The organism is Microbacterium testaceum StLB037 (assembly GCF_008763945.1).
Taxonomy (GTDB): domain Bacteria; phylum Actinomycetota; class Actinomycetes; order Actinomycetales; family Microbacteriaceae; genus Microbacterium; species Microbacterium testaceum_G.
The window spans coordinates 1,153,195-1,175,490 of record NZ_VTQH01000001.1; the positions used below are offsets into that span (position 1 = coordinate 1,153,195).

The 22,296-nt window shown below is 71.3% G+C and carries 20 protein-coding genes; 9 read left to right on the top strand and 11 right to left on the bottom strand.

Annotation, left to right across the window (positions count from 1 at the left end; genetic code table 11):
• Nucleotides 1–42 precede the first annotated feature (42 nt).
• Nucleotides 43–1,266 carry an FAD-dependent monooxygenase gene (locus F9B98_RS05345; RefSeq protein WP_150953891.1) on the top strand — a complete coding sequence of 408 codons (1,224 nt, stop codon included), beginning with the start codon at nt 43–45 and terminating at the stop codon, nt 1,264–1,266.
• Nucleotides 1,267–1,472: 206 nt separating this feature from the next.
• Here the strand turns inward: F9B98_RS05345 and F9B98_RS05350 are convergent, their stop codons facing one another.
• Nucleotides 1,473–1,997, bottom strand: coding sequence for an adenine phosphoribosyltransferase (locus F9B98_RS05350; RefSeq protein ID WP_150953894.1), 525 nt, complete (start codon nt 1,995–1,997; stop codon nt 1,473–1,475).
• 161 nt (nt 1,998–2,158) lie between these two features.
• Here F9B98_RS05350 and F9B98_RS05355 point away from each other — a divergent pair, with 161 nt between their 5' ends.
• Nucleotides 2,159–3,838, top strand: a complete 1,680-nt coding sequence (locus F9B98_RS05355) for a glycoside hydrolase family 13 protein (protein ID WP_150953897.1) — start codon at nt 2,159–2,161, stop codon at nt 3,836–3,838.
• A gap of 26 nt (nt 3,839–3,864) precedes the next feature.
• Nucleotides 3,865–4,866 (top strand): LacI family DNA-binding transcriptional regulator, encoded by a 1,002-nt coding sequence (locus tag F9B98_RS05360; protein WP_150953900.1) that lies wholly within the window; start codon nt 3,865–3,867, stop codon nt 4,864–4,866.
• A 70-nt stretch (nt 4,867–4,936) separates the two neighbouring features.
• Here F9B98_RS05360 and F9B98_RS05365 read toward each other — a convergent pair whose 3' ends face one another.
• Together F9B98_RS05365 and F9B98_RS05370 are read right to left on the bottom strand one after the other, a co-directional pair.
• Nucleotides 4,937–6,067, bottom strand: a complete 1,131-nt coding sequence (locus tag F9B98_RS05365) for a DUF4190 domain-containing protein (protein WP_150953902.1) — start codon at nt 6,065–6,067, stop codon at nt 4,937–4,939.
• A gap of 79 nt (nt 6,068–6,146) precedes the next feature.
• Nucleotides 6,147–7,340, bottom strand: a complete 1,194-nt coding sequence (locus tag F9B98_RS05370) for an NAD(P)/FAD-dependent oxidoreductase (protein WP_150953905.1) — start codon at nt 7,338–7,340, stop codon at nt 6,147–6,149.
• Nucleotides 7,341–7,595: 255 nt separating this feature from the next.
• Between F9B98_RS05370 and F9B98_RS05375 the strand changes: the two genes are divergently transcribed.
• Both F9B98_RS05375 and F9B98_RS05380 read left to right on the top strand, forming a co-directional pair.
• Nucleotides 7,596–8,810, top strand: coding sequence for an amidohydrolase (locus F9B98_RS05375; RefSeq protein ID WP_150953908.1), 1,215 nt, complete (start codon nt 7,596–7,598; stop codon nt 8,808–8,810).
• Nucleotides 8,811–8,937: 127 nt separating this feature from the next.
• Nucleotides 8,938–9,432, top strand: a complete 495-nt coding sequence (locus F9B98_RS05380) for a hypothetical protein (protein ID WP_150953912.1) — start codon at nt 8,938–8,940, stop codon at nt 9,430–9,432.
• 98 nt (nt 9,433–9,530) lie between these two features.
• On the opposite strand, the gene F9B98_RS05385 is transcribed toward F9B98_RS05380, so the two are convergent.
• Genes F9B98_RS05385 through F9B98_RS05395 form a run of 3 tightly spaced genes read right to left on the bottom strand, consistent with a single transcriptional unit; the run spans nt 9,531 to nt 12,659 of the window.
• Complete coding sequence (locus F9B98_RS05385) at nt 9,531–10,439, bottom strand: carbohydrate ABC transporter permease (protein WP_225310230.1); 909 nt, start codon at nt 10,437–10,439, stop codon at nt 9,531–9,533.
• Complete coding sequence (locus F9B98_RS05390; protein WP_225310231.1) at nt 10,436–11,365, bottom strand: carbohydrate ABC transporter permease; 930 nt, start codon at nt 11,363–11,365, stop codon at nt 10,436–10,438. The genes F9B98_RS05385 and F9B98_RS05390 overlap by 4 nt, the downstream gene beginning before the upstream one ends.
• Nucleotides 11,358–12,659, bottom strand: coding sequence for an ABC transporter substrate-binding protein (locus tag F9B98_RS05395; protein WP_150953915.1), 1,302 nt, complete (start codon nt 12,657–12,659; stop codon nt 11,358–11,360). The genes F9B98_RS05390 and F9B98_RS05395 overlap by 8 nt, the downstream gene beginning before the upstream one ends.
• A 184-nt stretch (nt 12,660–12,843) precedes the next feature.
• On the opposite strand from F9B98_RS05395, the gene F9B98_RS05400 reads away from it, so the two are divergent.
• Nucleotides 12,844–13,719 (top strand): neutral zinc metallopeptidase, encoded by an 876-nt coding sequence (locus F9B98_RS05400; RefSeq protein ID WP_150953918.1) that lies wholly within the window; start codon nt 12,844–12,846, stop codon nt 13,717–13,719.
• A gap of 103 nt (nt 13,720–13,822) precedes the next feature.
• On the opposite strand, the gene F9B98_RS05405 is transcribed toward F9B98_RS05400, so the two are convergent.
• The 4 genes from F9B98_RS05405 to F9B98_RS05420 all read right to left on the bottom strand — a co-directional run bounded on the left by F9B98_RS05405 (nt 13,823) and on the right by F9B98_RS05420 (nt 17,398).
• Entirely contained in the window at nt 13,823–14,431 is a 609-nt protein-coding gene (locus F9B98_RS05405) for a copper resistance protein CopC (protein WP_150953922.1), read from the bottom strand.
• A 2-nt stretch (nt 14,432–14,433) separates the two neighbouring features.
• Complete coding sequence (locus tag F9B98_RS05410) at nt 14,434–15,177, bottom strand: YcnI family protein (protein ID WP_150953925.1); 744 nt, start codon at nt 15,175–15,177, stop codon at nt 14,434–14,436.
• A gap of 66 nt (nt 15,178–15,243) precedes the next feature.
• Nucleotides 15,244–15,834: a hypothetical protein gene (locus tag F9B98_RS05415; RefSeq protein WP_150953928.1), complete on the bottom strand. Its 591-nt coding sequence runs from the start codon at nt 15,832–15,834 to the stop codon at nt 15,244–15,246.
• A gap of 307 nt (nt 15,835–16,141) precedes the next feature.
• Nucleotides 16,142–17,398 carry a wax ester/triacylglycerol synthase domain-containing protein gene (locus tag F9B98_RS05420; RefSeq protein ID WP_150953931.1) on the bottom strand — a complete coding sequence of 419 codons (1,257 nt, stop codon included), beginning with the start codon at nt 17,396–17,398 and terminating at the stop codon, nt 16,142–16,144.
• Nucleotides 17,399–17,442: 44 nt separating this feature from the next.
• Here F9B98_RS05420 and F9B98_RS05425 point away from each other — a divergent pair, with 44 nt between their 5' ends.
• Nucleotides 17,443–18,027, top strand: a complete 585-nt coding sequence (locus F9B98_RS05425; protein WP_150953934.1) for a GNAT family N-acetyltransferase — start codon at nt 17,443–17,445, stop codon at nt 18,025–18,027.
• An 81-nt stretch (nt 18,028–18,108) separates the two neighbouring features.
• On the opposite strand, the gene F9B98_RS05430 is transcribed toward F9B98_RS05425, so the two are convergent.
• Nucleotides 18,109–19,200 carry a VanZ family protein gene (locus F9B98_RS05430; RefSeq protein ID WP_225310232.1) on the bottom strand — a complete coding sequence of 364 codons (1,092 nt, stop codon included), beginning with the start codon at nt 19,198–19,200 and terminating at the stop codon, nt 18,109–18,111.
• A 44-nt stretch (nt 19,201–19,244) separates the two neighbouring features.
• Here F9B98_RS05430 and F9B98_RS05435 point away from each other — a divergent pair, with 44 nt between their 5' ends.
• On the top strand, nt 19,245–20,093 hold the full coding sequence (locus F9B98_RS05435; protein WP_150953937.1) for a serine hydrolase domain-containing protein: 849 nt from the start codon (nt 19,245–19,247) through the stop codon (nt 20,091–20,093).
• A 100-nt stretch (nt 20,094–20,193) separates the two neighbouring features.
• Entirely contained in the window at nt 20,194–22,272 is a 2,079-nt protein-coding gene (locus tag F9B98_RS05440; protein ID WP_150953940.1) for an APC family permease, read from the top strand.
• Nucleotides 22,273–22,296: the final 24 nt, after the last annotated feature.

Genomic DNA, 22,296 nt, shown 5'->3' on the forward strand with positions numbered 1-22,296 from the left:
CTTTGTCGTAAAGCTATCCTCACCGACTCTCGAGGAGACCTCATGACCGCACCGCACGCCCTCATCACCGGCGCCAGCATCGCCGGACTGTCCGCCGCCTGGTGGCTGCGCACGATCGGCTGGGGGGTCACCGTCGTCGAGCGGGCCTCGAGCTTCCGCGGCGGCGGGCAGAACGTCGACGTGCGCGGCGTCGCGCGCGAGGTCCTCGATCGGATGGACCTGACCGACGCGATCCGGGCGAAGAACACCACCGAGACCGGCACGGTCATCGTCGACGCGGACGACCGGGTCATCGCGGAGCTCCCCTCGGACGGACCCGACGGCGCGACCGCCGAGCTCGAGGTGCTGCGGGGCGACTTCGCGCGGGCGATCCTCGACGTCCTCCCCGCCGGCGTGCGGTTCGTCTACGGCGAGAGCGTGACCGAGGTGGACGAGCACCGGCCCGATCGCGTGAGCGTCGCCCTGGGCAGCGGCGAGCACATCGAGGCCGACCTGCTCGTCGTGGCCGAGGGCGTCCGCTCCGCCACGCGCGATCTGCTCTTCGCGGAGTCGGAGGTCGATGCCGACCCCCTCGGCATCACGATGGCCTTCGGCACGATCCCGCGTACGGCCGACGACGATGACCGGTGGCGCTGGTACAACGCGGTCGGCGGACGCCAGGTGCACCTGCGCCCCGACCCCTACGGAACCATCCGCGCGATCTTGTCGTATGCGGGCGAGGACGACCTGGTGGGGCGCGACCGCGACGACGCCCTACGCGTGCTGCGCGAGCGCTACGCCGACGCGGGGTGGCGAGCGGAGCGCGTGCTCGACGGATTCGACTCCTCCGACGACGTGTACATCGACGAACTCACGCAGATCCGAATGCCGGGATGGCACCGCGGCCGCGTGTGCGTGATCGGCGACGCGGCGTGGTGCGTGACGCCGATGGGCGGGGGCGGAGCATCGCTCGCGCTGACCGGGGGGTACGTCCTCGCGGCCTTCCTCTCGCAGATCGAGGGGCACCCGGACCGCGACCGGCTCGACGAGGCACTCGCCTCGTTCGATGCGTGGATGCGGCCGCTGGTCGACGAGATCCAGGGCATTCCGCGCGGGATGCTCAAGCTCGCGTACCCGCACACGCGGCTGGGGCTCGCCGCGCGCAGCGTGGTCATGAAGGTGATGACCACGCCGCCGCTCTCGCACCTCACCGCGAAGGTGACGCAGGTGGCGGACACCGACCGGGAACTGCCGGAGGTGCGGGAGCGGGCACGCGGCGGCGCGTGAGGGCGCGGCCCGGGCCCACGCGTGCCGGGGCGGTGAGGTGCCGGGGCCCATTCTCCGGGGCGGTGACGTGCCGCTCTCCGGAAGATCGCGGCATCCGTACCCCCGGCTCCGCCCGCTGCCGCCGGATCCCCGCCCGAATCACCGGAGCGCGGCTCGCCAGCAGCACACCCGCGCGGCGGCGGGGCCGGCCGACGGGCACTCCCGCGTCAGACGTGGAAGACGGAGTGCAGGTCGCCGCCGAGGGCTTCGCGGCCGCCGAGTCCGTCGATTTCGAGCAGCGTCGCGATGCCGATGACCTCGCTGCCCACGGCCTCGAGCAGCTCGCGGCCCGCGCCGAGGGTGCCACCGGTGGCGAGCACGTCGTCGAGCAGCAGCACGCGCGCGCCGGCGGCGGCGTCGTCGTGCATCTCGATCTGGGCCGAGCCGTATTCGAGGTCGTACGAGACGGTGGCCGCGGGTCGGGGCAGCTTGCCGGCCTTACGGATCGGCATGAGCCCCACGTCGGCGGCGATGGCCGCGGCCCCGGCGAGCAGGAAGCCGCGCGCCTCGACTCCCGCGACGGCGTCGAAGCGGCCGGCGAACGGTTCGATCAGCGCCTCCACCACGACCCGCAGCGCCGCGGCGTCGGCGAGCAGCGGCGTGATGTCGCGGAACACGATCCCGGGCTTGGGGTAATCGGGGATGCTCGTGATGAGCGATTCAGCGCGGGCGAGGGCAGAGGCGTCGGGCACCGATACAGCCTAATCGCGCATTCGCGCGCGGTCCTCGGACCTCACCGTCCCCTCGCGTGATCGCCCGGCACGGGCGGGCCGAGCAGGCGGGAACGGAAGGCTCGAATTCACCCGGCCCCGGGGTTGACCCCACTGCAAGCGCTTGCACTAACGTGGACGCCATGACTTTCACGCAGGAAGACGCGCGCGCCGATCTCGTCGCCGCTCCCGGCTCCGAGTGGTGGCGCACCGCCGTCATCTACCAGATCTACCCCCGTTCGTTCGCCGACGCCTCGGGTGACGGCCTCGGCGATCTGCCCGGCGTCACCGCGCACCTCGACGACCTGAAAGACCTGGGGGTGGATGCCATCTGGCTCAGCCCCTTCCAGACCTCGCCTCAGAAGGACGCGGGGTACGACGTCGCCGACTACCGCGACGTCGACCCGATCTTCGGCACCCTGGCCGACTTCGACACCATGCTCAGCGCTGCGCACGAGCGTGGCATCCGGGTCATCGTCGATCTCGTGCCGAACCACTCCAGCGATCAGCACGTGTGGTTCCAGGAGGCGCTGAAGGCCGCCCCCGGCAGCCCCGAGCGGGCGCGGTACATCTTCCGCGACGGGAAGGGCGAGAACGGCGAGCTGCCCCCGAACAACTGGGAGAGCGTCTTCGGCGGCGGCATGTGGAAGCGCGTGACCGGGGCCGACGGCACCCCCGGCCAGTGGTACCTGCACATCTTCGACGAGAGCCAGCCCGACTTCGACTGGACCAACGAAGAGGTGCGCGCGGAGTTCCGCGACATCCTGCGCTTCTGGCTCGACCGCGGGGTCGACGGTTTCCGCGTCGACGTCGCGCACGGGCTCATCAAGGCCGAGGGCCTGCCCGACTTCACACCCGACCCCGAGGGCGGCTCGATGGGCGGCGACGCCGAAGAGGTGCCGTACTGGGGTCAGCCCGGCGTGCACGACGTGTGGCGCGAGTGGCACGAGGTTCTCGCCGCGTACGACGGCGACCGCGCCCTGTGCGCCGAGGCGTGGCTGCCGACCGTCGAGCAGACGGCCCTCTGGGTGCGGCCCGACGAGATGCACCAGGCGTTCAATTTCCACTACCTCGAGACGACCTGGGATGCCGCGGCCCTCCGCGATGTGATCACCGAGTCGCTGCGCGCGTACGGTGAGGTCGGCGCCCCCAGCACCTGGGTCCTGTCGAACCACGACGTCGTGCGACACGCCTCGCGCCTCGCGCTGACCGCCGAGAACCCGCAGGGTGCCGGCATCGGACCGAACTCCCCCGGCCAGCCCGACCCGGTGAAGGGCCTGCGCCGTGCGCGCGCGGCGACGTCGATGATGCTCGCACTGCCCGGCTCGTCGTACCTGTACCAGGGCGAGGAGCTCGGCCTTCCCGAGGTCATCGACCTGCCCGACGACGCGCGTCAGGACCCCACGTGGTTCCGCACGAACGGCGAGCGATACGGCCGCGACGGCTGCCGCGTGCCGATCCCGTGGACCGCCGACGCCCCCGCGTACGGCTTCAACGACACGGGCGCGTCGTGGCTGCCCCAGCCCGCCGAGTGGGCCGAGCTCGCGCACGACGTGCAGGTCGACGACCCGTCCTCGACGCTGACGCTGTACCGTTCGCTCCTCGCCGAGCGCCGCGACCGCGACCTCGGCGCCGGTCACCTCGAGTGGCTCGACGAGTACGGCGACGAAGTGGTGGCGTTCCGCAACGGCTCGTTGCTCGTCGTCGCCAACCTCGGCGACGCGTCGGTCGACCTCCCCGAGGGCGAGGTGCTCATCGCGAGCGGCCCCCTCGACGGCGAGCGCCTGCCGACCGACACGACCGTCTGGATCGCGGCGGCCTAGGTCGCGGCATCCGGAATCGCGAGACCGTGGTCGGTATCGATGACGTCGCCCGCGCGGCGGGGGTGTCGACGGCCACGGTTTCGCGTGCTCTGAGCGGGCGCGGACCGGTGTCGACCGCGACGCGCGACCGGGTGCTGGCTGCGGCCGACGAGCTCGGCTACGTCGTCTCGGCGGCCGCGTCGAGCCTGGCGACCGGACGAGCGCGCGCGGTCGGGGTGGTCGTGCCGTTCCTCGACCGGTGGTTCTTCAGCACGGTGCTGGCGGGGATCTCCGACGCCCTCGTGCGCGAGGGCTACGACATCACGCTCTACAGCGTCAGCGCCGACCCGGTCGAGCGCCGCCGTGTCTTCGACGACCACCTGCGTCGCCGCCGCATCGACGCGGTCATCACGATCGCCCTCGAATTGGATACCGACGAGTCGTCGTCGCTGCGCGGCCTCGGCGTTCCGATCGTCGCGATCGCCGGTCCGAACCCCCTGCTGACCACCCTGACGGTCGACGACCTCGCCGTGGGTCGGCTGGCGACGGATCACCTGCTGGCCCTCGGCCACCGACGCTTCGCGCACATCGGAGCGGATGCCACGACCGCCGCGGGCACCACGGTGCCGGGGCTGCGCCGTCGGGGCTTCGAGGAGCGACTGGCGGCAGCGGGCATCGCCGGGGCCCGGGTCGAGCCGGCCGACTTCACCATCGAGGGCGGTTCCGCCGCGGCGACCCGCGTCCTCACGGCTGAGAACCCGCCGACCGCGCTGTTCTCCGCGTCGGACGAGATGGCCATCGGGGCCATCCTCGCCGCGCGCGAGCTCGGCCTGCGCGTGCCCGATGACGTCTCGATCATCGGGGTCGACGGTCACGAGCTGGGGCACTGGTTCTCGCTCACCACCGTCGACCAGTTCGCTCGCGGCCAGGGTGAGCGGGCCGCGGAGGCGGTGCTGGGCGCACTCGACGGCGCCGAGCCGGGACGCGGCCTGGGCACGCTGCCGTACGAGCTGGTCGATCGCGGCTCGACCGCGCCTCCGCGAGCCTGAGTCGCGCTTTCGCGACCTTCGCGGCGGTCGACGTCTGAAGACGGCGCGCGACCCCCGGTCTCCCGGGCCGTCAGCGCCCGGAGCCGGCGAGCGAGCCGGTGCTGAGCTCGGTGGCCGGATCGAACAGCAGGCACGAGACTTCGCGGTCGCCCGACGCCCACGTCTGCTCGGTCGGACCCACGAAGTAGTAATTGAGCGTCGAGTCGTTGTACGAGACGCCGACGTAACCGGGATACGCCGCCTCGCAGCCCGCGTAGGCGGCTTCCTCGATCGCGGCATCGCCGGGGAAGGCGCCGTCAGCGAGATCGAACCCGGCGAAGATCTCGAACGCGTGCGGCTGCGCGCAATCGACGACGTTGTTCGCGCCGATCACCCCGCCCGGCAGGGCGTCGAGGCACGCGCCGAGCGTCAGGACCGACGGATCGACGGCTGCCTGCTCGTCGGGGGCGATGGTGACATCGCCGTCCTGAGGGAAGCCGAAGGGGTCGTTCGCCTCGTTCGCGGCTCCGATGATCGTGAGGATCACCAGGGCCAGCCCCACCAGGAACACGACGACGCTGAGGATTCCGCCGGCGATGATGCCGCCGATCGCCAGGCCCCGGCCCTTCTCGCCCGTGCGCTTGATCTGCGCGAGGGCGACGGCACCCGCGACGATTCCTCCGATCGGCACGACGAAGCCGAGGACGAGGGCGACGATCGCCACCACGTTGGTCCGGTCGGTCGGCACCGGGGCGGGAGCGGATGCCGGGGGCGCCGCGACCGCGGTGGAGGCGTAGCCCGGGTAGCCGTTCACGTATCCGCCGCCGGCCGCGGCGACCGACACCCCCTCGGCGGGAGCGGCCACCGTCAGCAGTCCCTGCTGCGCGAGGCGCGCGCCCGCGAGTCGAGCGGCCTCGCGCACCACGTCGCCGGACTTCGCCGCACCGATGGCGCCGCCCTTGAAGAAACCGCCGACCGCGGAGTGCTCGAACGCGGCGAGGGTGCCCTCGTCGATCTCCGACAGGTGCACGTCGAAGCGGACGTGCATGTCCTGACCGGCGAACGCCCCCGCGACGATCGTCGTGCCGAGGCTTCCGCGTTCGACCTCGAGCGACCCCGACGCGGTCGGCTGCACCGTGAAACCCTGCTCGGCCAGCGCCGCTGCGAGAGCGTCGCGCGCGCGATCGATGGGAAGGGAGAGACGCAGTTCAGCGGACGCCATGGGTGCTCCTGTGCTCACGCGCCACGCCGATCGGTGCGCCGGTCCAGGTTAGCCCGCGGGGCCCCGCCCTGCCGAGGAGTCAGCGGATTCGACCGACCAGGTCGTCGCGCGTGAGCGTATCGGCCTCCGCGAGCACCGAGCGGGCGGCATCCCGAGCCTCTTCCACGTTCCAGAGCAGCACGCCCACGACGCGATCGTCGTCGAGATAGTAGACGACGCCGCGATCGGGTTCGATCCAGTCCTCGACCGTCTCGAGCGAGGAGTCGAGAGTGCCGACCGCCTCGTACCGAAGGCCGAACACCGCCGAGTAGTAGTAGGGCGTGTGCGTGTAGGGCTCGGCGGCGCCCGCGAGGTTGCGCCCGGCGGCCTTGCCCTGCTCGTTGGCGTTGTCGACGTGCTCCACGCGGCGGCGACCGAGAAGGCGGTCGGGGTAGCTGGCCACGTCGCCGGCGGCGTAGACGTCGTCGGCCGACGACCGCAGCTGCGCGTCGACGTGGATGCCGTCGTCGACCGTGAGCCCGGCCTTCTCGGCCAGGTCGGTCGCCACCTCGATGCCCAGACCGCTCACGACGGCATCGGCGCGCACCTCGTCGCCGTTCTCGAGCTGCAGGCGGGCGCCCGTGGCATCCGCTTCTCCTCCGGCCACCTTCGAGCCCGAAACGATCTCGACGCCGGCGTCGCGGAACAGCTTCTCGAAGCGCTCCGCGAGGGCTGCGGGGAACACCGCGTCGCCAAGCACCGAGCCGGTGTGAATCAGCACCGTGTCGACGTCGTTCTGGACGAGGGCTGCGGCCAGCTCGGAGCCGATGTAACCGCCGCCCACGACGGCGATGCGGTCGACGTCCGTCGCGAGGGCGCGCAGGCGCCGGTAGTCCTCGGCGGTGCGGAAGGTCAGCGCCCGCTCGCCGTTCGAGCGATCGTCGACGGGCAGGGGCACCGGCTTTCCGCCGGTGGCGATGAGCAGTTTGCCGTACGAGAACGTCTCGCCCTCGGCATCCACCTCGTGTGCGTCCGGGCGGATCGCCGTGGCGCGCGTGCGCAACCGGATGTCGGCGCCGGTGTCGTCGGAGGTGCCGAGTGGCACCTTCTCCCAGGTGAACTCGTCGTCGGTCCACAGCTTCTTGCTCAGGGCGGGGCGCGTGTACGGCTCGTCGACGTCATCGCTCAGGATGCCGATGGATCCGTCGGCGTCGATCTCGCGGATGCCGCGGGCGGCGGTGTCGGCGACCATCCCGCCGCCGACGATGAGGTAGTCGAAGTGTGTGGTGGTCATGGCGAAAGCGTGACCGTCGAACCTGGCCGCAGCGGATGGGTTGCGTCGGGGGCGGGGCATCCGGTAGCGCCTGTCGGACGGCGAGACCGCTGATGCATGACGCAGGAGATCCGCGGGCGCCGGCACGTGATGACGCGGTTATGGGGGCGTCGAGGGGGTGGATCTCCTGCGTCGTGTCGCCGTGCCGCCGCGACGGCGACTCGGAGCGCCGCGCGAAACCCGCGCCGCTGTCGGGGTGCGAACTAGGCTCGGGGCATGAGCGTCGACCTCGAGAGCCTGTACACCGACCTGCACGCCCACCCGGAGCTGTCGTTCCAGGAGACGCGCACGGCCGGCATCATCGCGCGACACCTCGCCGATCTGGGTCTCGACGTCGAAGAAGGCGTCGGTCGCACGGGTGTAGTCACGCGCATCGACAACGGCGACGGACCCGTCGTGTGGCTGCGCGCCGACATGGACGGCCTGCCCGTCGAGGAGCAGACCGGTCTCGCCTACGCCAGTACCGCCCGCGGCACCGACCCGGCGGGCAATGCCGTCCCGGTGATGCACGCGTGCGGCCACGACATGCACGTGACCGCGCTGATCGGCGCCCTCGAGCGCCTCGTCGCCACCCGCGACGAGTGGTCGGGGACCGTCGTCGCCGTCTTCCAGCCCGCAGAAGAGTACGGCGCGGGGTCGAAGGCGATGATCGCCGACGGCGTGCTCGAGCGATACCCGAAGCCCGACGTCGTGCTCGGCCAGCACGTCACGCCCCTTCCCGCCGGCGTCATCGGCGTGCGCCCCGGCACCCAGATGGCGGCATCCGACGGCCTCACCGTCGTGCTGCACGGTCGCGGAGGTCACGGCTCACGCCCGCACTCCACGATCGACCCGGTCGTCATGGCCGCTGCGACCGTCATGCGCCTGCAGACCGTCGTCTCGCGCGAGGTCGACCCGCGCGACGTCGCGGTGGTCACCGTCGGCTCGATCCACGCGGGGTCGAAGAACAACATCATCCCCGCCGAGGCGAAGCTCGAGCTGAGCCTGCGCTACCCCGACGACGCCGCGCGCGAGCGCGTCATGACGAAGGTCGAGCGCATCATCCGTGCCGAGGCCGAGGCCTCGGGCGCCGAACAGACGCCCACCATCACGACCGACCACACCCTGCCGCCGACCATCAACGACACGGATGCCACGGCTCGCCTCACCGCGGCGTTCCAGCGCTCGTTCGGTGAGGGGGCGGTCGTCGACCCCGGCATGTTCACCGGGAGCGAGGACGTGTCGTGGTTCGCCCGCGAGTCGGGCGCCCCCCTGGTGTTCTGGTTCTGGGGCGGTGTCGACCCCGAGACCTTCCAGAAGGCCCTCGCGGGCGGCACCATCGAACGCGACATCCCGACGAACCACTCCCCCTACTTCGCCCCGGTCATGCAGCCGACCATCGATCGCGGCGTGGAGAACCTCGTCGTGGCGGCGCGGGAGTTCCTGGGCTGAGAGCGGGGCGTCACGGCCTCCGCTTCGTTCGGCCTCAGGCGGCCGAGCCCCTCCTGACCGCGGACGATGGTGGACGCGTTCGTCAGACCGTGTGAGGGTGGGAGGACGCCCACCCCCGGAGGACGCTGTGACCACGACGGAGAACACGACACCGCTCCTTCCCGGAGCGGCGCTCGTCGTCGGCATCCGCTCGTTGCTCATCTGGGCGATCATCGCCTCGGCCGTGATGGGGACGTTCCTGCGCGGCACGCACCAGAGCTGCTCGGGCGGAATCGCAACCGATGGGCAGGGCTTCATCACCAACGACGGGAGTCCCAGCGACATCGAACCGCGCTGCGGCGTGGCGACGTTGAGTCCGAGCCCGCTCGTCTTCCTCCTGCTGGCGGCGATCGTGGTGGGCACGCTCACGCTCATCCTGCGCCGCGCGGTCGATGAGGACCACGCCTTCCGCATCCTCAACAATGCGCGGATGGCGATCGTGATCCTCACCCTGGTCGCCATGGCAGTCGGTTGGATCGCGGTCATGACACTGCGCGTCGACGACTGGAGCTCGTACGCGGTGTTCTCGCCCCAGCCGTTCGCGCAGTTCGAGGTCGAGAGTTGGCTTCTCACGCAACGGTGACGGCCGCTGGGCCCGCGGCATCCGGTCCCCTCGACAAGCTCAGGGCCTCCGTCGGCTGGGGGACGTCCCGCCGGCTCCGGGCCCGTCCACTCGACACGTCACTTGATGCCGCTGCGCGCGAACCCCGCCACGAAGTACCGCTGGAACACGAGGAACACGATCGCGATCGGCACCACGTTCAACAGGGCGTAGGCCATCGTGGCACCGTAGTCGCTGCCGAACTGGCCCTGCAGGTACAGCAGACCGATCGGCAGGGTGAAGAGGCGGTTCTCACGCAGGGCGATCAGGGGCCACGCGAAGTCGTTCCACGATGACAGCAGGCTCATGAACACCAGCACCGCGATGAGCGGCTTCGACAGTGGCAGCACGACCCGCAGGAAGGTCTGCAGGTGCCCGGCGCCGTCGAGGCGCGCGGCCTCGATCAGTTCGCGCGGGATGCCGAGCATGAACTGGCGCGCGAGGAACAGCCCGAACGCCGAGGCCGACACCGGCAGGATCACCGCCCAGTAGGTGCCGTACAGCCCGGTCGCGGTGACGATGCGGAAGAGCGACACCATGATCACCTGCACCGGGAGCACGAGGGTCGCCAGGGCCACGAAGAACAAAGCGGTCGACCCGCGGAAGCGCAGCTGCGCGAACGCGTAACCGGCCAGCAGGCTCGTGGTGACCGAGATGAGGGTGACCACCACCGCGATCGCGACCGAGTTTCCGAACCACGTCGCCACGGGGAACGATGCGAACACGCGCTCGAAGTTCTCGAGGGTCACCTCCCGCGGCCACAGGCGCAGCTCCCGCCCGCCCAGCAGCTCGGCACGCGACGAGAAGGCGACGGCGAGCATCCAGTACAGCGGCGACACGGCGGCAAGGCCCACCACCGCGACGATGATCGTGCGGACGATCGCACTCCCCCGCCGCGCCCGGTTCGCGGCACGCCGACCCGGGGACACGGAGGGTGGGGCGAGGGGGGACGCGGATGCCGTGGCATCCAGGCGCTCGTCGATGCTCACTCGACCACATCCTTGGTGCGGGAGGCGCGGTACTGCGCCGCGGCGAACACGAGGGCGAACAGGAACAGCACCATGCCGATCGCGGCGGCGTAGCCCTGGTCGCGGGTGACGAACCCGGTCTCGTAGGCATAGGTCACGAGCACGCTCGTCGCGCCACCTGGGCCGCCGCCGGTGAGCACGAACACGATGTCGAAGACCTGGAACGAGAAGATCACGTTCAGCACGACGAGGAAGAACGACGTCGGTCCGAGCAGCGGAACCGTGACGTTGCGGAAGCGCTGGAAGCGGTTCGCGCCGTCGAGGGTCGCCGCCTCGTAGAGGTCGGGGCCGATGCCCTGGAGCCCCGCGAGATAGATGAGCATGTTGAACCCCGTGCGCCACCACACCGTCGCCAGCACGATGGTCGCAAACGCCGGTACCGGGTCGGATTGCCACGTGACGGGCGAGAGGCCCACGGCGGTGAGGATTCGGTTCAGGATGCCGGAGTTCTGATCGAACACGAGCACGCCGATCAGCGCGGTGGCGACCCCCGAGACGGCCATCGGCAGGATCAGCAGCGAGCGCCACAGCGGCCGGGCCGGCAGCGCCGTATTCAGCAGCGTCGCCGCGACCAGGCCCAGGAGCATCGACAGCGGCGTGACGAGCAGCGTGAACAGCACGGTGTTGCCGAGCGCCCGCCAGAAGAGCGGGTCGCCCACGAGGCGCGCGTAGTTGTCGAGGCCCGCGAAGGTGCCGTCGCCGAAGCCGTCGGTGCGTTGCACGCTGACCACGAAGGCGCCGACGAGCGGTACCAGCACGAAGATCAGCAGCAGCGCGTAGTTCGGCGCGATGAACCCGTAGGCCGCGAGGGCTTCGCGCCGGGCGCCGGGGCGACGCGGACGCGAGGCGCCCCGCGCCACCGGACGTGCGGCGAGGGTGTCAGCCACCGGTGGCCGCACCGATCCCCGACTGGAGCTTCGTCACCGTGGTCGCGGCATCCTGGGCTCCGGTGAAGGCCAGGTCGAGCTGCTCCTTCAGCACCGGGATGATCGCCGACATCGACGGGCTCGCCACCTGCGCGACGTCCTGCGGCTGCACGAGCGAGGCCTGACCGGCGAAGACCGGGGCGAGCTCGGGCCGCACGTCGAAGCTCAGCTGGTCGTTCAGCAGGTCGCCGCGGGTGGGGAGGAGGGATGCCGCACGGCAGAAGTCCCGCATGGGGTCGGCGTTCGTCACGAACTCCAGGAACGCCGCGGCCAGCTCGGGCTGCTGCGTATTCGCGGTCGCCACGAGCGCGTTGCCGCCGAAGTCACTGCCGGCGCGAACGTTGCGCGGAGCGTAGGTCGCCGTCCATTCGAAGTCGGCCGTGGTGTCGGCATCCGGGATCTGGAAAGCCCCCGACCAGACCATCGCGACCGACTGCGAGAACCACGATTCGGCCGCGTAGCTCGAGGAGGCGATGGTGTTGTTGGCGGGCACGTAATTCTTGGTGAAGAACGAGCTCGAGAACTCCACGGCCTCGCGCGCGGCGTCGGAGTCGATCGCCGGCGTCTTCTGGTCGGACTCCAGGAACGCGCCGTCGGACTGGAAGAGCAGGCTGAGCCAGCGGGTGACGCCGTTGCCCTGCCAGTTGTAGGCCCACGGCCAGCGGTCGGCGGGCAGACCCGCCCGCAGCCGCTCGCCGAGGGCGTCGAGCTGATCCCAGGTCCAGGCGTTCTCGGGCGAGGTGGGGATCTCGGACGCGTCGATCCCGGCCTGACGGAACAGGTCGAGGTTGACGAGGATCGCCGACGTGTCGGTGTGGTGCGGCAACCCGAAGGTGCCGTCGCCGTTCTGCACCGCGGCCCAGGCCTGCGGAGTGAACTGACTCTGGCGGTCGGCCGAGAGGAGGGGCTTGAGGTCGAGCAACTGCCCGCGCCCGGCGTAGGCGCCGAACGTGTAATACGGCACGCGGAAGATGTCGGGCGGGTTGCCCGCCTGCAGCTGCGCGTCGATATTGGTGAACATCTGCTCGTACGGCACGGCGTTGAGCTCGACGGTCGCGCCCTCGTTGGCCGCCTCGAACGCGGCGATCGCGGCGCGGAAGCCGGCGAGCTCGGCGTCCGTCCCCCAGGTGGTGAAGGTGAGGGTGCCCTGGCGTTTCTCGGCCGGGGCGGTCTGCACGAATCCGCATCCGGCGAGGAGGAGCGGCAGCGCGAGCGCCCCCGATCCGGCGAGGAAGGCACGGCGTGACACGGTCATAGCGATCTCCAGGATCTCTCCATGAGAAGCGGACGCCGGGGCCGCGCTGCTCCTCGCGCCCGACGGTACGCCGCTCGCACGCCCGTGACGGGGGGTTGCGAAAGCAGCCGGAGTCTGTGCACCCGCTGAGTGCCCGAAGTCCAGCCCCCTCGAACCGGGCGGGCCGGCGCGTAGCGTGACCGCCGTGACGTTCAACGACAATGCCCGCGTGGGCGGAAACTCGGCCAAGCGCCGGGGAGGGACCGTGGCGGCCGTCGGCGGCGGGGCCGTAGGCCTCGGCGCGGTGGTCGTGCTGCTCATCTCGATGTTCACCGGAACGGATCTGACGGGTCTGCTCGGCGCGGGCGGCGGCGACGCGGCTCCCGGGAGCGGAGGCGAGCGGATCGCGAGCTGCGAGACGGGTCAGGATGCCAACGAGAACGACGACTGCCGCTTGGCCGCCGCCTCGCTGAACATCGACCAGTTCTGGTCCGAGCGCCTCGACGGGTACCGCCCGCCGCAGCTCGTCATCGTCGACCGGCAGACGGGGAGCTCGTGCGGCACCGCCTCGAACGCGACGGGTCCGTTCTACTGCCCGCCCGACGAGACGGTGTTCGTCGATCCGACCTTCTTCTCGATCCTGCGCGCGCAGTACGACACGACCGCCGGCCCCCTGGCGCAGCTGTACGTGCTCGCGCACGAGTACGGCCACCACGTGCAGAACCTCACCGGCGTGATGGAGCAGTACCCGAACAACGGCACCGGCGCCGACAGCAACGGCGTGCGGACCGAACTGCAGGCCGACTGCTACGCGGGAGCCTGGGTCGCCGCCGCCGCGGAACAGGTCGATGAGAACGGCACCCCCTACCTGCAGCCGCCCACCGAGCAGCAGATCCTCGACGCCCTGTCCGCCGCCTCGGCGGTCGGCGACGACCACATCCAGGCCGAGGCGGGCCAGATCTCGAACCCCGACAGCTTCACCCACGGATCGAGCGCGCAGCGCACGCGCTGGTTCGACGAGGGTCGCCAGGGCGGCGTCGACGCCTGCGACACCTTCTCCGTGCCGGGCGGGAGCCTGTAGGTCCCCCTCGAGATTCCGACTCCGGATGCCGGAACCCGGCGCACCGACCCCGACCCCGCGGGACAGCGGGTGGGGTGGATGCGCCGGGTCGTGGCATCCGGAATCACTCGGTGCCGGAGGGCTCCTGCTCCTCGCGCGGGCGGCGGCTGAGGATCACGACGACGATCACGCCCACGAGCACGACCGCTCCGCCGCCGACCAGCAGGCCGACGGTCAGTCCCGACATCCCGCCCGAGGTCGCCCCGGCGGCGACCGGGGTCTCCGCCGGGGCGGCGCCCTGCGCGCTCGCGCACGGTGACGAGTCCGCTCCGGCCGACACGCTCTCGCCGGCGTAGGTGAACGGGATCTCGCCCGACACGGGATGACCGTCGGACGAGACCGCGCGCCACTCGACGGTGTAGTCGCCGGGAGCCCCGAGCGCGACCGGGAGGCTCAGCGTGGGACCGGCGAGGCTCACGCACTCGCTCTCGTAGTGCTTGCCGTCGGGCCCGACGACGATGACGATGTTCCCGCCGTCGTAGCCGAGCAGGTTGGCGCTGAAGTTGAGCGTGACCTCCGACAGCGACGAGACGCTCGAGCCCTCCGCGGGGGTCGACGACACGAGACTGTCGTGCGCCGACGCCGCCGTCGCCCCGCCGAGGGCGGCGGTCACCGCCGTAGCGACCACCACCGCCCCGACCAGGGCCCGGCGCAGAGCGTTCCGGGTGCCCATGCTCAGCTGCGCTTCGGGCGACGCGCCACGGCGAGGGCGCCGAGGACGGCGCCGGCGATCGCGATCACGAGGGCGGCGATGCTGAGACCCAGCGACAGCCCCGAGGAGTCGCTCGTCTGAGCTGCGGCCTCCATCGAGTGGTCGTCCATGGACGGCGCGGCCGAGGCGCTGCTGTGTCCGCCGTGACCGCTCGCGGGCGGGGTGTCGTTGATGTACAGCACCGGCGCGGGCTCGAGCGTGTCGTCGGCCGCGACCTGCTCGGGGGTGTTCGTCCAATCGACGACCGAGCCGTCGGAGTAGGTCTGCACGGCGGGGAGCACGAGGTGCCCGGTGTCGGGGATGGGCCCGAGAACCGCCGAGAAGATCTGGAACTGGTTCTGGCCGATGCCCACACCGGGATCGGCCTGCCACACGATCTTCAGCGGAGCGTCGGAGACGGTGTTGCCGTCGACCTCGACCGGTGCCGGCAGCGACCCCTTCTCGACGGTGGCGGTCCAGCCCGGGACGGGCTGCACGAGCACCGAGGTCAGCGGGGTGTCGGTCGGCAGCGTGACCTCGAGCTTGACGGTCGAGGCCGTCTCGGACTCGGTGGGGACGCGGAAGTTGACCGTGGCGTAGCTGCCGGGGGTGGCGGTGTTGGGGTTGACGGTGACGTGGGCCGAGGCCGCCAGGGGAACGGCGATCGCCAGGGCCGCACCGGCGGCGAGGCCGACGAGGGCGCGGCGAAGGGTGGTCTTTCGAGACATGGTGCTGCTTTCTGAGGGTGCGCACGCCGAAGGGGCGCTTTCACGCGCGGAGGATGAGGGTCGGGATCAGGCCGCGAGCGGCGGACCCCGATGCCTCATCGACGACAGCACGGTCATCGCCGTCGTCAGCAGCAGCGGCTCGGGCGCCGAGACGACGGCATCCGTCCGCGGAGGAAGACCCCGGAAGGGCCGCAGCGCCGACAGCGCCGCGACGAAGAACCGGGCGATCGCCTGCACCGCACGCTCGCCCCGGCCGAGGGCGACGACCGTCACGACTGCGGCGACGGCGTGCGCGGCCCACATCCAGGGCGACTCCGTGCCGTGGGCTGACGCGCTGTGCGCTCCGGCGGCGCTGAGGACGGATGCCGTGCCATGGTGGACGGCCGGGACGAAATCGCCCTGCAGGTCGAGGACGAGCAGTGCGTGGAACAGCGCTTGACTCAGCACGACCGCGAGCGACAGGCGCGTCCACGACATCGCGCGACCCGCGAGCATCACGCAGACCGGGGCCGCGAGGCACAGGGCCAGCACGATGTTGACCAGGGGCGGCCGCTCGGCCGAGACCGCGGAGTGCGACAGGGTCGCCACGAACGTCGCGACCGCGGCGGCGGCCATGCCGCGCCCCGCCCGCTGCGCGCGCCCTGCTCTCGACGACATCTCACTCCTCGCGTCCAGCCTAGGCGGCGGGGGCGGGCGCGACGGCGGGGGTTGTCGCGGCGTCGAGACACCGGGTTCGGTCGGAGGGGGGGCAGGACGAGTCGGGCCCAAGCGCGGGCTCGGCCCGGGCGAGCCACGGGCCCGGCCTGTGCACAACTGCGGGCGGTTCTTGCGACGCGCCGCGCGTCGGCCGCTGGGCGCGGCGTGTCGGCCGAGAAATCCGCCGTTGTGCACGGCCGTCGTACCCCACCGGTGCGCCCGGATCGCCGAGCCCCGGAGCGCCGAGCCCCGGCCGAGGCGTCCCGCCCTACGCGCCGGATCCCGCGCGCAGCGCCTCCCACGCGTCGTGCGCGGCGTCGGCGAGCAGCTCGACATCGGGCACGGCCTCGGGATCGACGCAGAAACCCACGCCGAGCCACCGATCGTTCGAGATCGCCGCGACGCGCAGGGCGTGCCGGGGGCCGGGCTCCGACGAGGTGTACACGTGAGCCACGCGGCGCCCCCCGACCGCGACCGGCACGCGGGGGCCCGGGACGTTCGAGATCGCCAGCGCGAACTCGCGCGGGTCGTCGGCGAGCCCGCGGGCGAAGGCTCCGACGGGGCCGCCCGCAACGAGCGCGTGGAACAGCTCGTCGAGCGAGCGGGCGTCGTGGCCTCTCTTCCGCTCGCGGGTCTGCGCGCTGAGCAGATCCAGTCGCCGCAGATCGTCGGGCTCGTGGAGGTGCAGGCCCACGTCGATGAAGGAGTCGCGGTTGCCGGATGCCGCGGCGTCCTCCCCCCGCTCGTGCAGGCTCACGGGGATCTGCGCGTTCATCCGCGGCGTATGGCCGTGGTGCAGGAGGCGTCGGCGGATCGCGCCCGAGATGACCGCGAGGAGCACGTCGTTGACGGTCGCGTGCCCGGGCCGCGAGGCACCGACGGCGCGGGCCTCGGCGAGCGGGACGTCGACGAACGCCAAGGCGCGCCGAGCCGTGATCGGCCGATCGAACGGCGACCGCGAACCCGGGTGGCCGAGCTCGCGGATCAGGGTCAGTGGCATCCGCTCCCATTCGCTCCAGCGCGGCGGCCGCGCGTCGGGATCGCGGATGCCCACCTCGTGGGCGGGGGCGTCGTGCGGCTCGAACACGACCGACTCGAGGAACCGGACCGCGGTCAGGCCGTCGGCGAGCGCGTGATGCAGCCGCACGGCGAGGGCTTCGCGCCCGTCGGCGAGCGGTCCGATCACGTCGATGGTCCACAGGGGGCGCGAGCGGTCGAGCGGCTCCGACATGAGGCGGCCGACCACCGCCCGCAGTTCCGCGGGGTCGGCCGCGCGGTGCTGTCGAACGTGCTGCGCCACATCGACCGCGGGGGCCGGCGCCCACGACGGCACTCCGCCGTCGTCGACGACCACTTGGCGCCCGCGCGGGAACGCCGGGAGCCGTTGCGCGACGCTCGCTCGCAACGTGTCGAGGTCGAGAGCGTCCCCGGGCTCGAGGAGGAGGAGCTTGAGCGCGTGCCCGTGCACGGTGCCGGACTCCAGCGCCAGGATGCGCGCGTCGGCGGCCGACAGCGGCTCGTTCATGACGTAACGGTAGCGGGCGCGGCCGTTTTGGGTAGCGTCGGGGAATGGCAGATGACGCGATCCACGACACCGACTCCGCCCGGGCCTACGGCTCCGGCCTGTTGCGCGGCGAACGCGTCCGGCTGCGCGCGCTCGCGGACAGCGACCTCGACCCGCTCGTCGAGTGGTGGCGGAACAGCGACAGCGCCGTGCTGCAGCAGGCGACCGTGGCCCCTCGTCCCGCGGCATCCCTTCGTGAGATGTTCCAGGCGTGGAGCCGCAACGACTCCCCCGGCGGGGCGGGCTTCAGCATCGACGACGAGACCGGGCGGCTCATCGGCCACGCGACGATGTGGGGAGCCGCCCTCCCGGCGCGCATCGCCACCTTCGCGATCATCCTCGGCCCCGACGCGGTCGGACGCGGATACGGCACGGATGCCACGCGCGCCATGCTGCGGTACGCGTTCGACGAAATCGGCGTGCACAAGGTCGAGCTGCGGGCCTGGGCGTTCAACGGCCGCGCGATCCGGGCGTACGAGAAGGCCGGATTCGTACGCGAGGGGGTGCGGCGCGCGGTGGCGTTCCACGGCGGACGCTTCCACGACGAGGTGCTCATGGGGGTCCTCGCCGAGGAGTTCGGCGCGCGCTGAGCACTTCTCAGTCGGCGAAGCCGCCCCCGGCGTCGCGGCGCGCGTGCAGCATGCGGGAACTACTCCCGACGGCAAACCCTGTCATCGGGTGCGAAGAGTATGATCCACCGTCGGGCTCACCACTCCCGCACGGTCGTCGACCAGGCGCCGCCGGCCGATCCAGCCGGTGAGCCCGCGACCGTCGGGCCACGCGAGCAGGAGCGCGGCGGTGGCGAGCGCCAAGAGGAACGCCGTCAGCGACCAGGGCGTCGGCAGTTCGGCGAGGAGCGTGTACATCCCGGCTCCGGTCGCGAAGCGCAGGGGGCGCGCGACCCAGGCGGGCAGCACGCCGTTCGTGAACCGCACGCGCGTCGCGAGGTCGCCGATCGAGCGCCCCGTCGCCGAAATCACCGCGAGCCAGAGACCCGCCGACGCGAGCGTCCCCGACAGCGAGGCCACGTCGTCGGTCGAGATCGGCGACGCCTCGCCCACGAGCAGCACGAGCACGGCCTGCACCACAACGGCCACGGCGAAGCCGACGAGCCAGACGCCCACGACGTCGCAGACGAGTCCCAGCAGACGGCGCCGGCGCGTCACGCGGCGCGGGGTCTCGGCATCCGGAGCTCTCTCCACACCCCGGTGCTGCGCCGGGACGACGAACGCGAGGATCGAGCCGAGGAGCGCGCCGCTGGTGTTCGCGATGAGGTCGTCGACATCGAAGACGCGGTACGCGCAGGGGAAGAGGCCCCACACACCGGTGAGCTGGGTGGTCTCGATCAGGCCCGAGGTCGCGAAGCCGACGAGACCCGCGATCAGGATGCCGCGCCCCCCGAGCACCCGCAGGAAGAACCCGAGCGGGGCGAACAGCAGCACGTTCAACGCCACCTGCAGGACCACGGGGTCGGTGAGGTAGCGCCCTGACACGGCGACGGCGGCGCGCACCTCGTCGACGAACGCGAAGGGGTGCAGGTTGACGCCCGCGCAGCGGTAGACCTCGGTGTCGGGCACGGGGATGAGCGTGTACGTCCAGATCGCCCAGAAATACACGGCCGCCCCGGCCCACAGGAGTGAGCGCCCCACCGTGAGCCGGCCGCGGCGACGGTAGCTGACCGCGACGAACGGCACGAAGGCGAGGACCGCGACCACCGCCCCCGCCACGACGGCGAGCAGACCCGAGCCCACGATGTTGTCCACCCCGAGAGCCTAGGCAGAATCGGCGGGGCCCGTAGCCTGGGCGGATGACCCGCGCCGACGACCTCCGCGACGCGCTCGTCGCCCGCGTCGACGCCACCGGCTTCGCCGCGCACGGCCTGCACGTGCGCGTGGGCGACGACGTCGCGACGCACCGCTGGACGCCCGACGTGCGCGAGGAGATCCACTCGGTCGCGAAGGCCGTCGCGGTGCTGGCCGCGGGCATCGCCGCCGACGAGGGGCTCGTCTCGCTCGATGAGCCGGTGCGCTCGATGCTTCCCGCCGCGACGGAAGTGACCCTTCGGGACCTGCTCTCGATGTCGAGCGGGATCGATCTGCCGTGGTCCGAGACGATGATGAGCGACTGGCCCGACCTCGCCGCCGAGTTCCTCTCGCGCCCCTCGAACGGCCGGGTCTTCCAGTACTCGAACGCCAGCACCTACACCGCGATGGCCGCCCTGTCGCAGCGGGTCGGCGATATCGAGGAGTACCTCCGCCCGCGCCTGTTCGCGCCCCTCGGGTGGAGCGACCTCACGTGGCGCCGCTGCCCGAACGGTCGCGTCCTCGGCGGCGAGGGCCTCGAACTGCGCACCGACGAGCTGGCGCGCCTCGGCCTGCTCCTCCGCGACCGCGGCGTCATCGACGGCCACCGCGTGGTGTCGGAAGGAATCGTGGATGCCATGCACTCGGGGTGGATCGACACCGGCAGCCCCGGCGCCGGTTACCGTCGATACGCCCTGTCGGGGTGGGACGGGCCGGGGGACGTCTGGCGCCTGCACGGGGCGCACGGACAGCTCGTCGTCTTCGCCCGCGACGCCGTCGTGACGGTGACCGCGCACGATCACGGTGGCGCCGATGCCGTCGCGGAAGACGTCGGGAATATCGCGGCCGAGTGAGCGTTTCCTGCTTTGCAGGAATGCGCGACGGGATCACGGTCTGACGACCATGCGCTGAACAGCGTGCGCGTCGGATTGCGCATGGCGTCCAGTGCGCGTAATGTCGCGCGCCGTGACTGACGAAAGTCGCGTTGACGGCGAAGAGACGCCGATCGCGAAACGCATCCTGATCGGCGAGCCCCTCACGTCGGAGAAACTCGACGAGCAGCTCCTCCCGAAGAAGATGGCGCTGCCGATCTTCGCCTCCGACGCCCTGTCGTCCGTGGCCTATGCGCCGCAGGAGCTGCTGATGATCCTGCTCATCGGCGGGACGGCCCTGCTGACCCTCAGCCCGTGGGTCGCGGTGGCCGTCGTGACGCTGCTCGTCGTGGTCGTGCTGAGCTACCGGCAACTCATCAAGGCCTATCCCTCGGGCGGCGGCGACTACGAGGTCGCGAGCAAGAACCTCGGCGAGGTGCCCGGCGTGATCGTCGCCGCGGCCCTGCTGGTCGACTACGTGCTCACCGTCGCCGTGTCGGTGGCATCCGGAGTCGACAACATCATCTCGGCCCTGCCCGAATTGAATCCGTTCCGCGTCGAGATCGCCGTCGGCTTCGTCATCCTCATCGTGATCGTGAACCTGCGCGGTGTGCGGGAGGCGTCGAGCGTCTTCGCGATCCCGACCTACCTGTTCATCGGGTCGGTCGGCGTGATGATCGTCGTCGGCCTCATCCGCACGTTCCTCGGCGATGCGCCTCACGCCTCCAGCGCAGACTACGGCGTCCAAGCGGAGTCCCTGACCCAGGCCGCGCTCATCCTGCTCATCCTGCGGGCGTTCTCCAGCGGATGTTCCGCGCTCACCGGCGTCGAGGCGGTGTCGAACGGCGTGCCGGCATTCCGCATGCCGAAGATCCGCAATGCCCAGACGACGCTGACGATGATGGGCGGCATCGCCATCGTGCTGTTCGCGGGCCTGACGATCCTCGCGCTCATCTCGGGCGTGCACTATGCCGAGAACCCCTGCCACCTCATCGGGTTCGACTGCGCGAACAACCCGCAGCCGAGCCTCATGGCGCAGGTCGCCGCGGCCACCTTCGGCATGGGCAGCATCCCGTTCTTCATCATCCAGGCCGCCACGGCGTGCGTCCTCCTGCTCGCCGCGAACACCGCATTCAACGGCTTCCCGCTGCTGGGATCCGTGCTCGCGCGCGACGGCTACGCCCCGAAGGCGCTGAACACCCGCGGCGACCGCCTGGTCTACTCGAACGGCATGATCATCCTCGGCATCGTCGCCATCGGCGTGCTGATCGTGTACCAGGCGAACCTCACCACGCTGATCCAGCTGTACATCATCGGTGTGTTCGTGTCGTTCTCGCTGGGCCAGATCGGCATGGTCAAGCACTGGCGGCGCGTGCTGCGTGGCCTGAAGACCCTCCCGCCCGAGGCCGCGAAGCAGCAGTCCGCCGCGATCGAGCGCCGCTCGGCCGTCTCGGGCCTGTGGATCAACTCGGTCGGGGCGGGCATGACCGTGCTCGTGCTCCTGATCGTGACGATCACGAAGTTTACGCACGGCGCGTGGCTGGTGTTCATCGCCATCCCGATCCTCGCGGTGCTGATGATCGGTGTGAACCGGTACTACCGCGACGTCGAGCACGAGATCCGCATGGACGACACCGTGCACTTCGGCTCGTCGGGCGACGTGGCGATCGTGCTGGTGAACCGCCTGCAGAAGCCCGTCATGAAGGCGATCGACTACGCCCTCGCCGCCAATCATCAGAAGACCCTCGCGGTTCACGTCGCCATCACCGACGAGGACGCGGCGAAGCTGCAGAAGGAATGGGCCGAGCACGACATGCCCATCCCGCTGGTCATCATCGACTCGCCGTACCGCACCTACACCTCGCCGGTATCCACGTTCATCAAGAAGTACCGCGAGAACAACGGCTCAGCGGTCGTCACGGTGTACCTGCCGCAGTTCATCGTGGGGCACTGGTGGGAGTCGATCCTGCACAACCGCCGCTCGCGCCGCCTCGCGCAGCAGCTCATGCTCGTGCACGGCGTCTCGATCACCCTGGTGCCGTGGCTGCTCGACTCGTCCGAGCTCATCTACGGTCGGCGCTCGCGCCCCCTGCCGGGCCAGCAGCGCAGCGGTCGCCCCGTCGCCGAGGTCTCGGCGCACAAGTCGAAGAAGACGCCCTAGCCACCGGGCGTGCGGGCGGACGGG

Coding starts and splice junctions, on each gene's coding strand:
- F9B98_RS05415 (WP_150953928.1), bottom strand. CDS start 15,834: ATGTCGTCGAGAGCAGGGCGCGCGCAGCGGGCGGGGCGCGGCATGGCC.
- F9B98_RS05355 (WP_150953897.1), top strand. CDS start 2,159: ATGACTTTCACGCAGGAAGACGCGCGCGCCGATCTCGTCGCCGCTCCC.
- F9B98_RS05395 (WP_150953915.1), bottom strand. CDS start 12,659: ATGACCGTGTCACGCCGTGCCTTCCTCGCCGGATCGGGGGCGCTCGCG.
- F9B98_RS05405 (WP_150953922.1), bottom strand. CDS start 14,431: ATGGGCACCCGGAACGCTCTGCGCCGGGCCCTGGTCGGGGCGGTGGTG.
- F9B98_RS05370 (WP_150953905.1), bottom strand. CDS start 7,340: ATGACCACCACACACTTCGACTACCTCATCGTCGGCGGCGGGATGGTC.
- F9B98_RS05410 (WP_150953925.1), bottom strand. CDS start 15,177: ATGTCTCGAAAGACCACCCTTCGCCGCGCCCTCGTCGGCCTCGCCGCC.
- F9B98_RS05435 (WP_150953937.1), top strand. CDS start 19,245: ATGACCCGCGCCGACGACCTCCGCGACGCGCTCGTCGCCCGCGTCGAC.
- F9B98_RS05420 (WP_150953931.1), bottom strand. CDS start 17,398: ATGAACGAGCCGCTGTCGGCCGCCGACGCGCGCATCCTGGCGCTGGAG.
- F9B98_RS05425 (WP_150953934.1), top strand. CDS start 17,443: ATGGCAGATGACGCGATCCACGACACCGACTCCGCCCGGGCCTACGGC.
- F9B98_RS05440 (WP_150953940.1), top strand. CDS start 20,194: ATGTCGCGCGCCGTGACTGACGAAAGTCGCGTTGACGGCGAAGAGACG.
- F9B98_RS05375 (WP_150953908.1), top strand. CDS start 7,596: ATGAGCGTCGACCTCGAGAGCCTGTACACCGACCTGCACGCCCACCCG.
- F9B98_RS05345 (WP_150953891.1), top strand. CDS start 43: ATGACCGCACCGCACGCCCTCATCACCGGCGCCAGCATCGCCGGACTG.
- F9B98_RS05365 (WP_150953902.1), bottom strand. CDS start 6,067: ATGGCGTCCGCTGAACTGCGTCTCTCCCTTCCCATCGATCGCGCGCGC.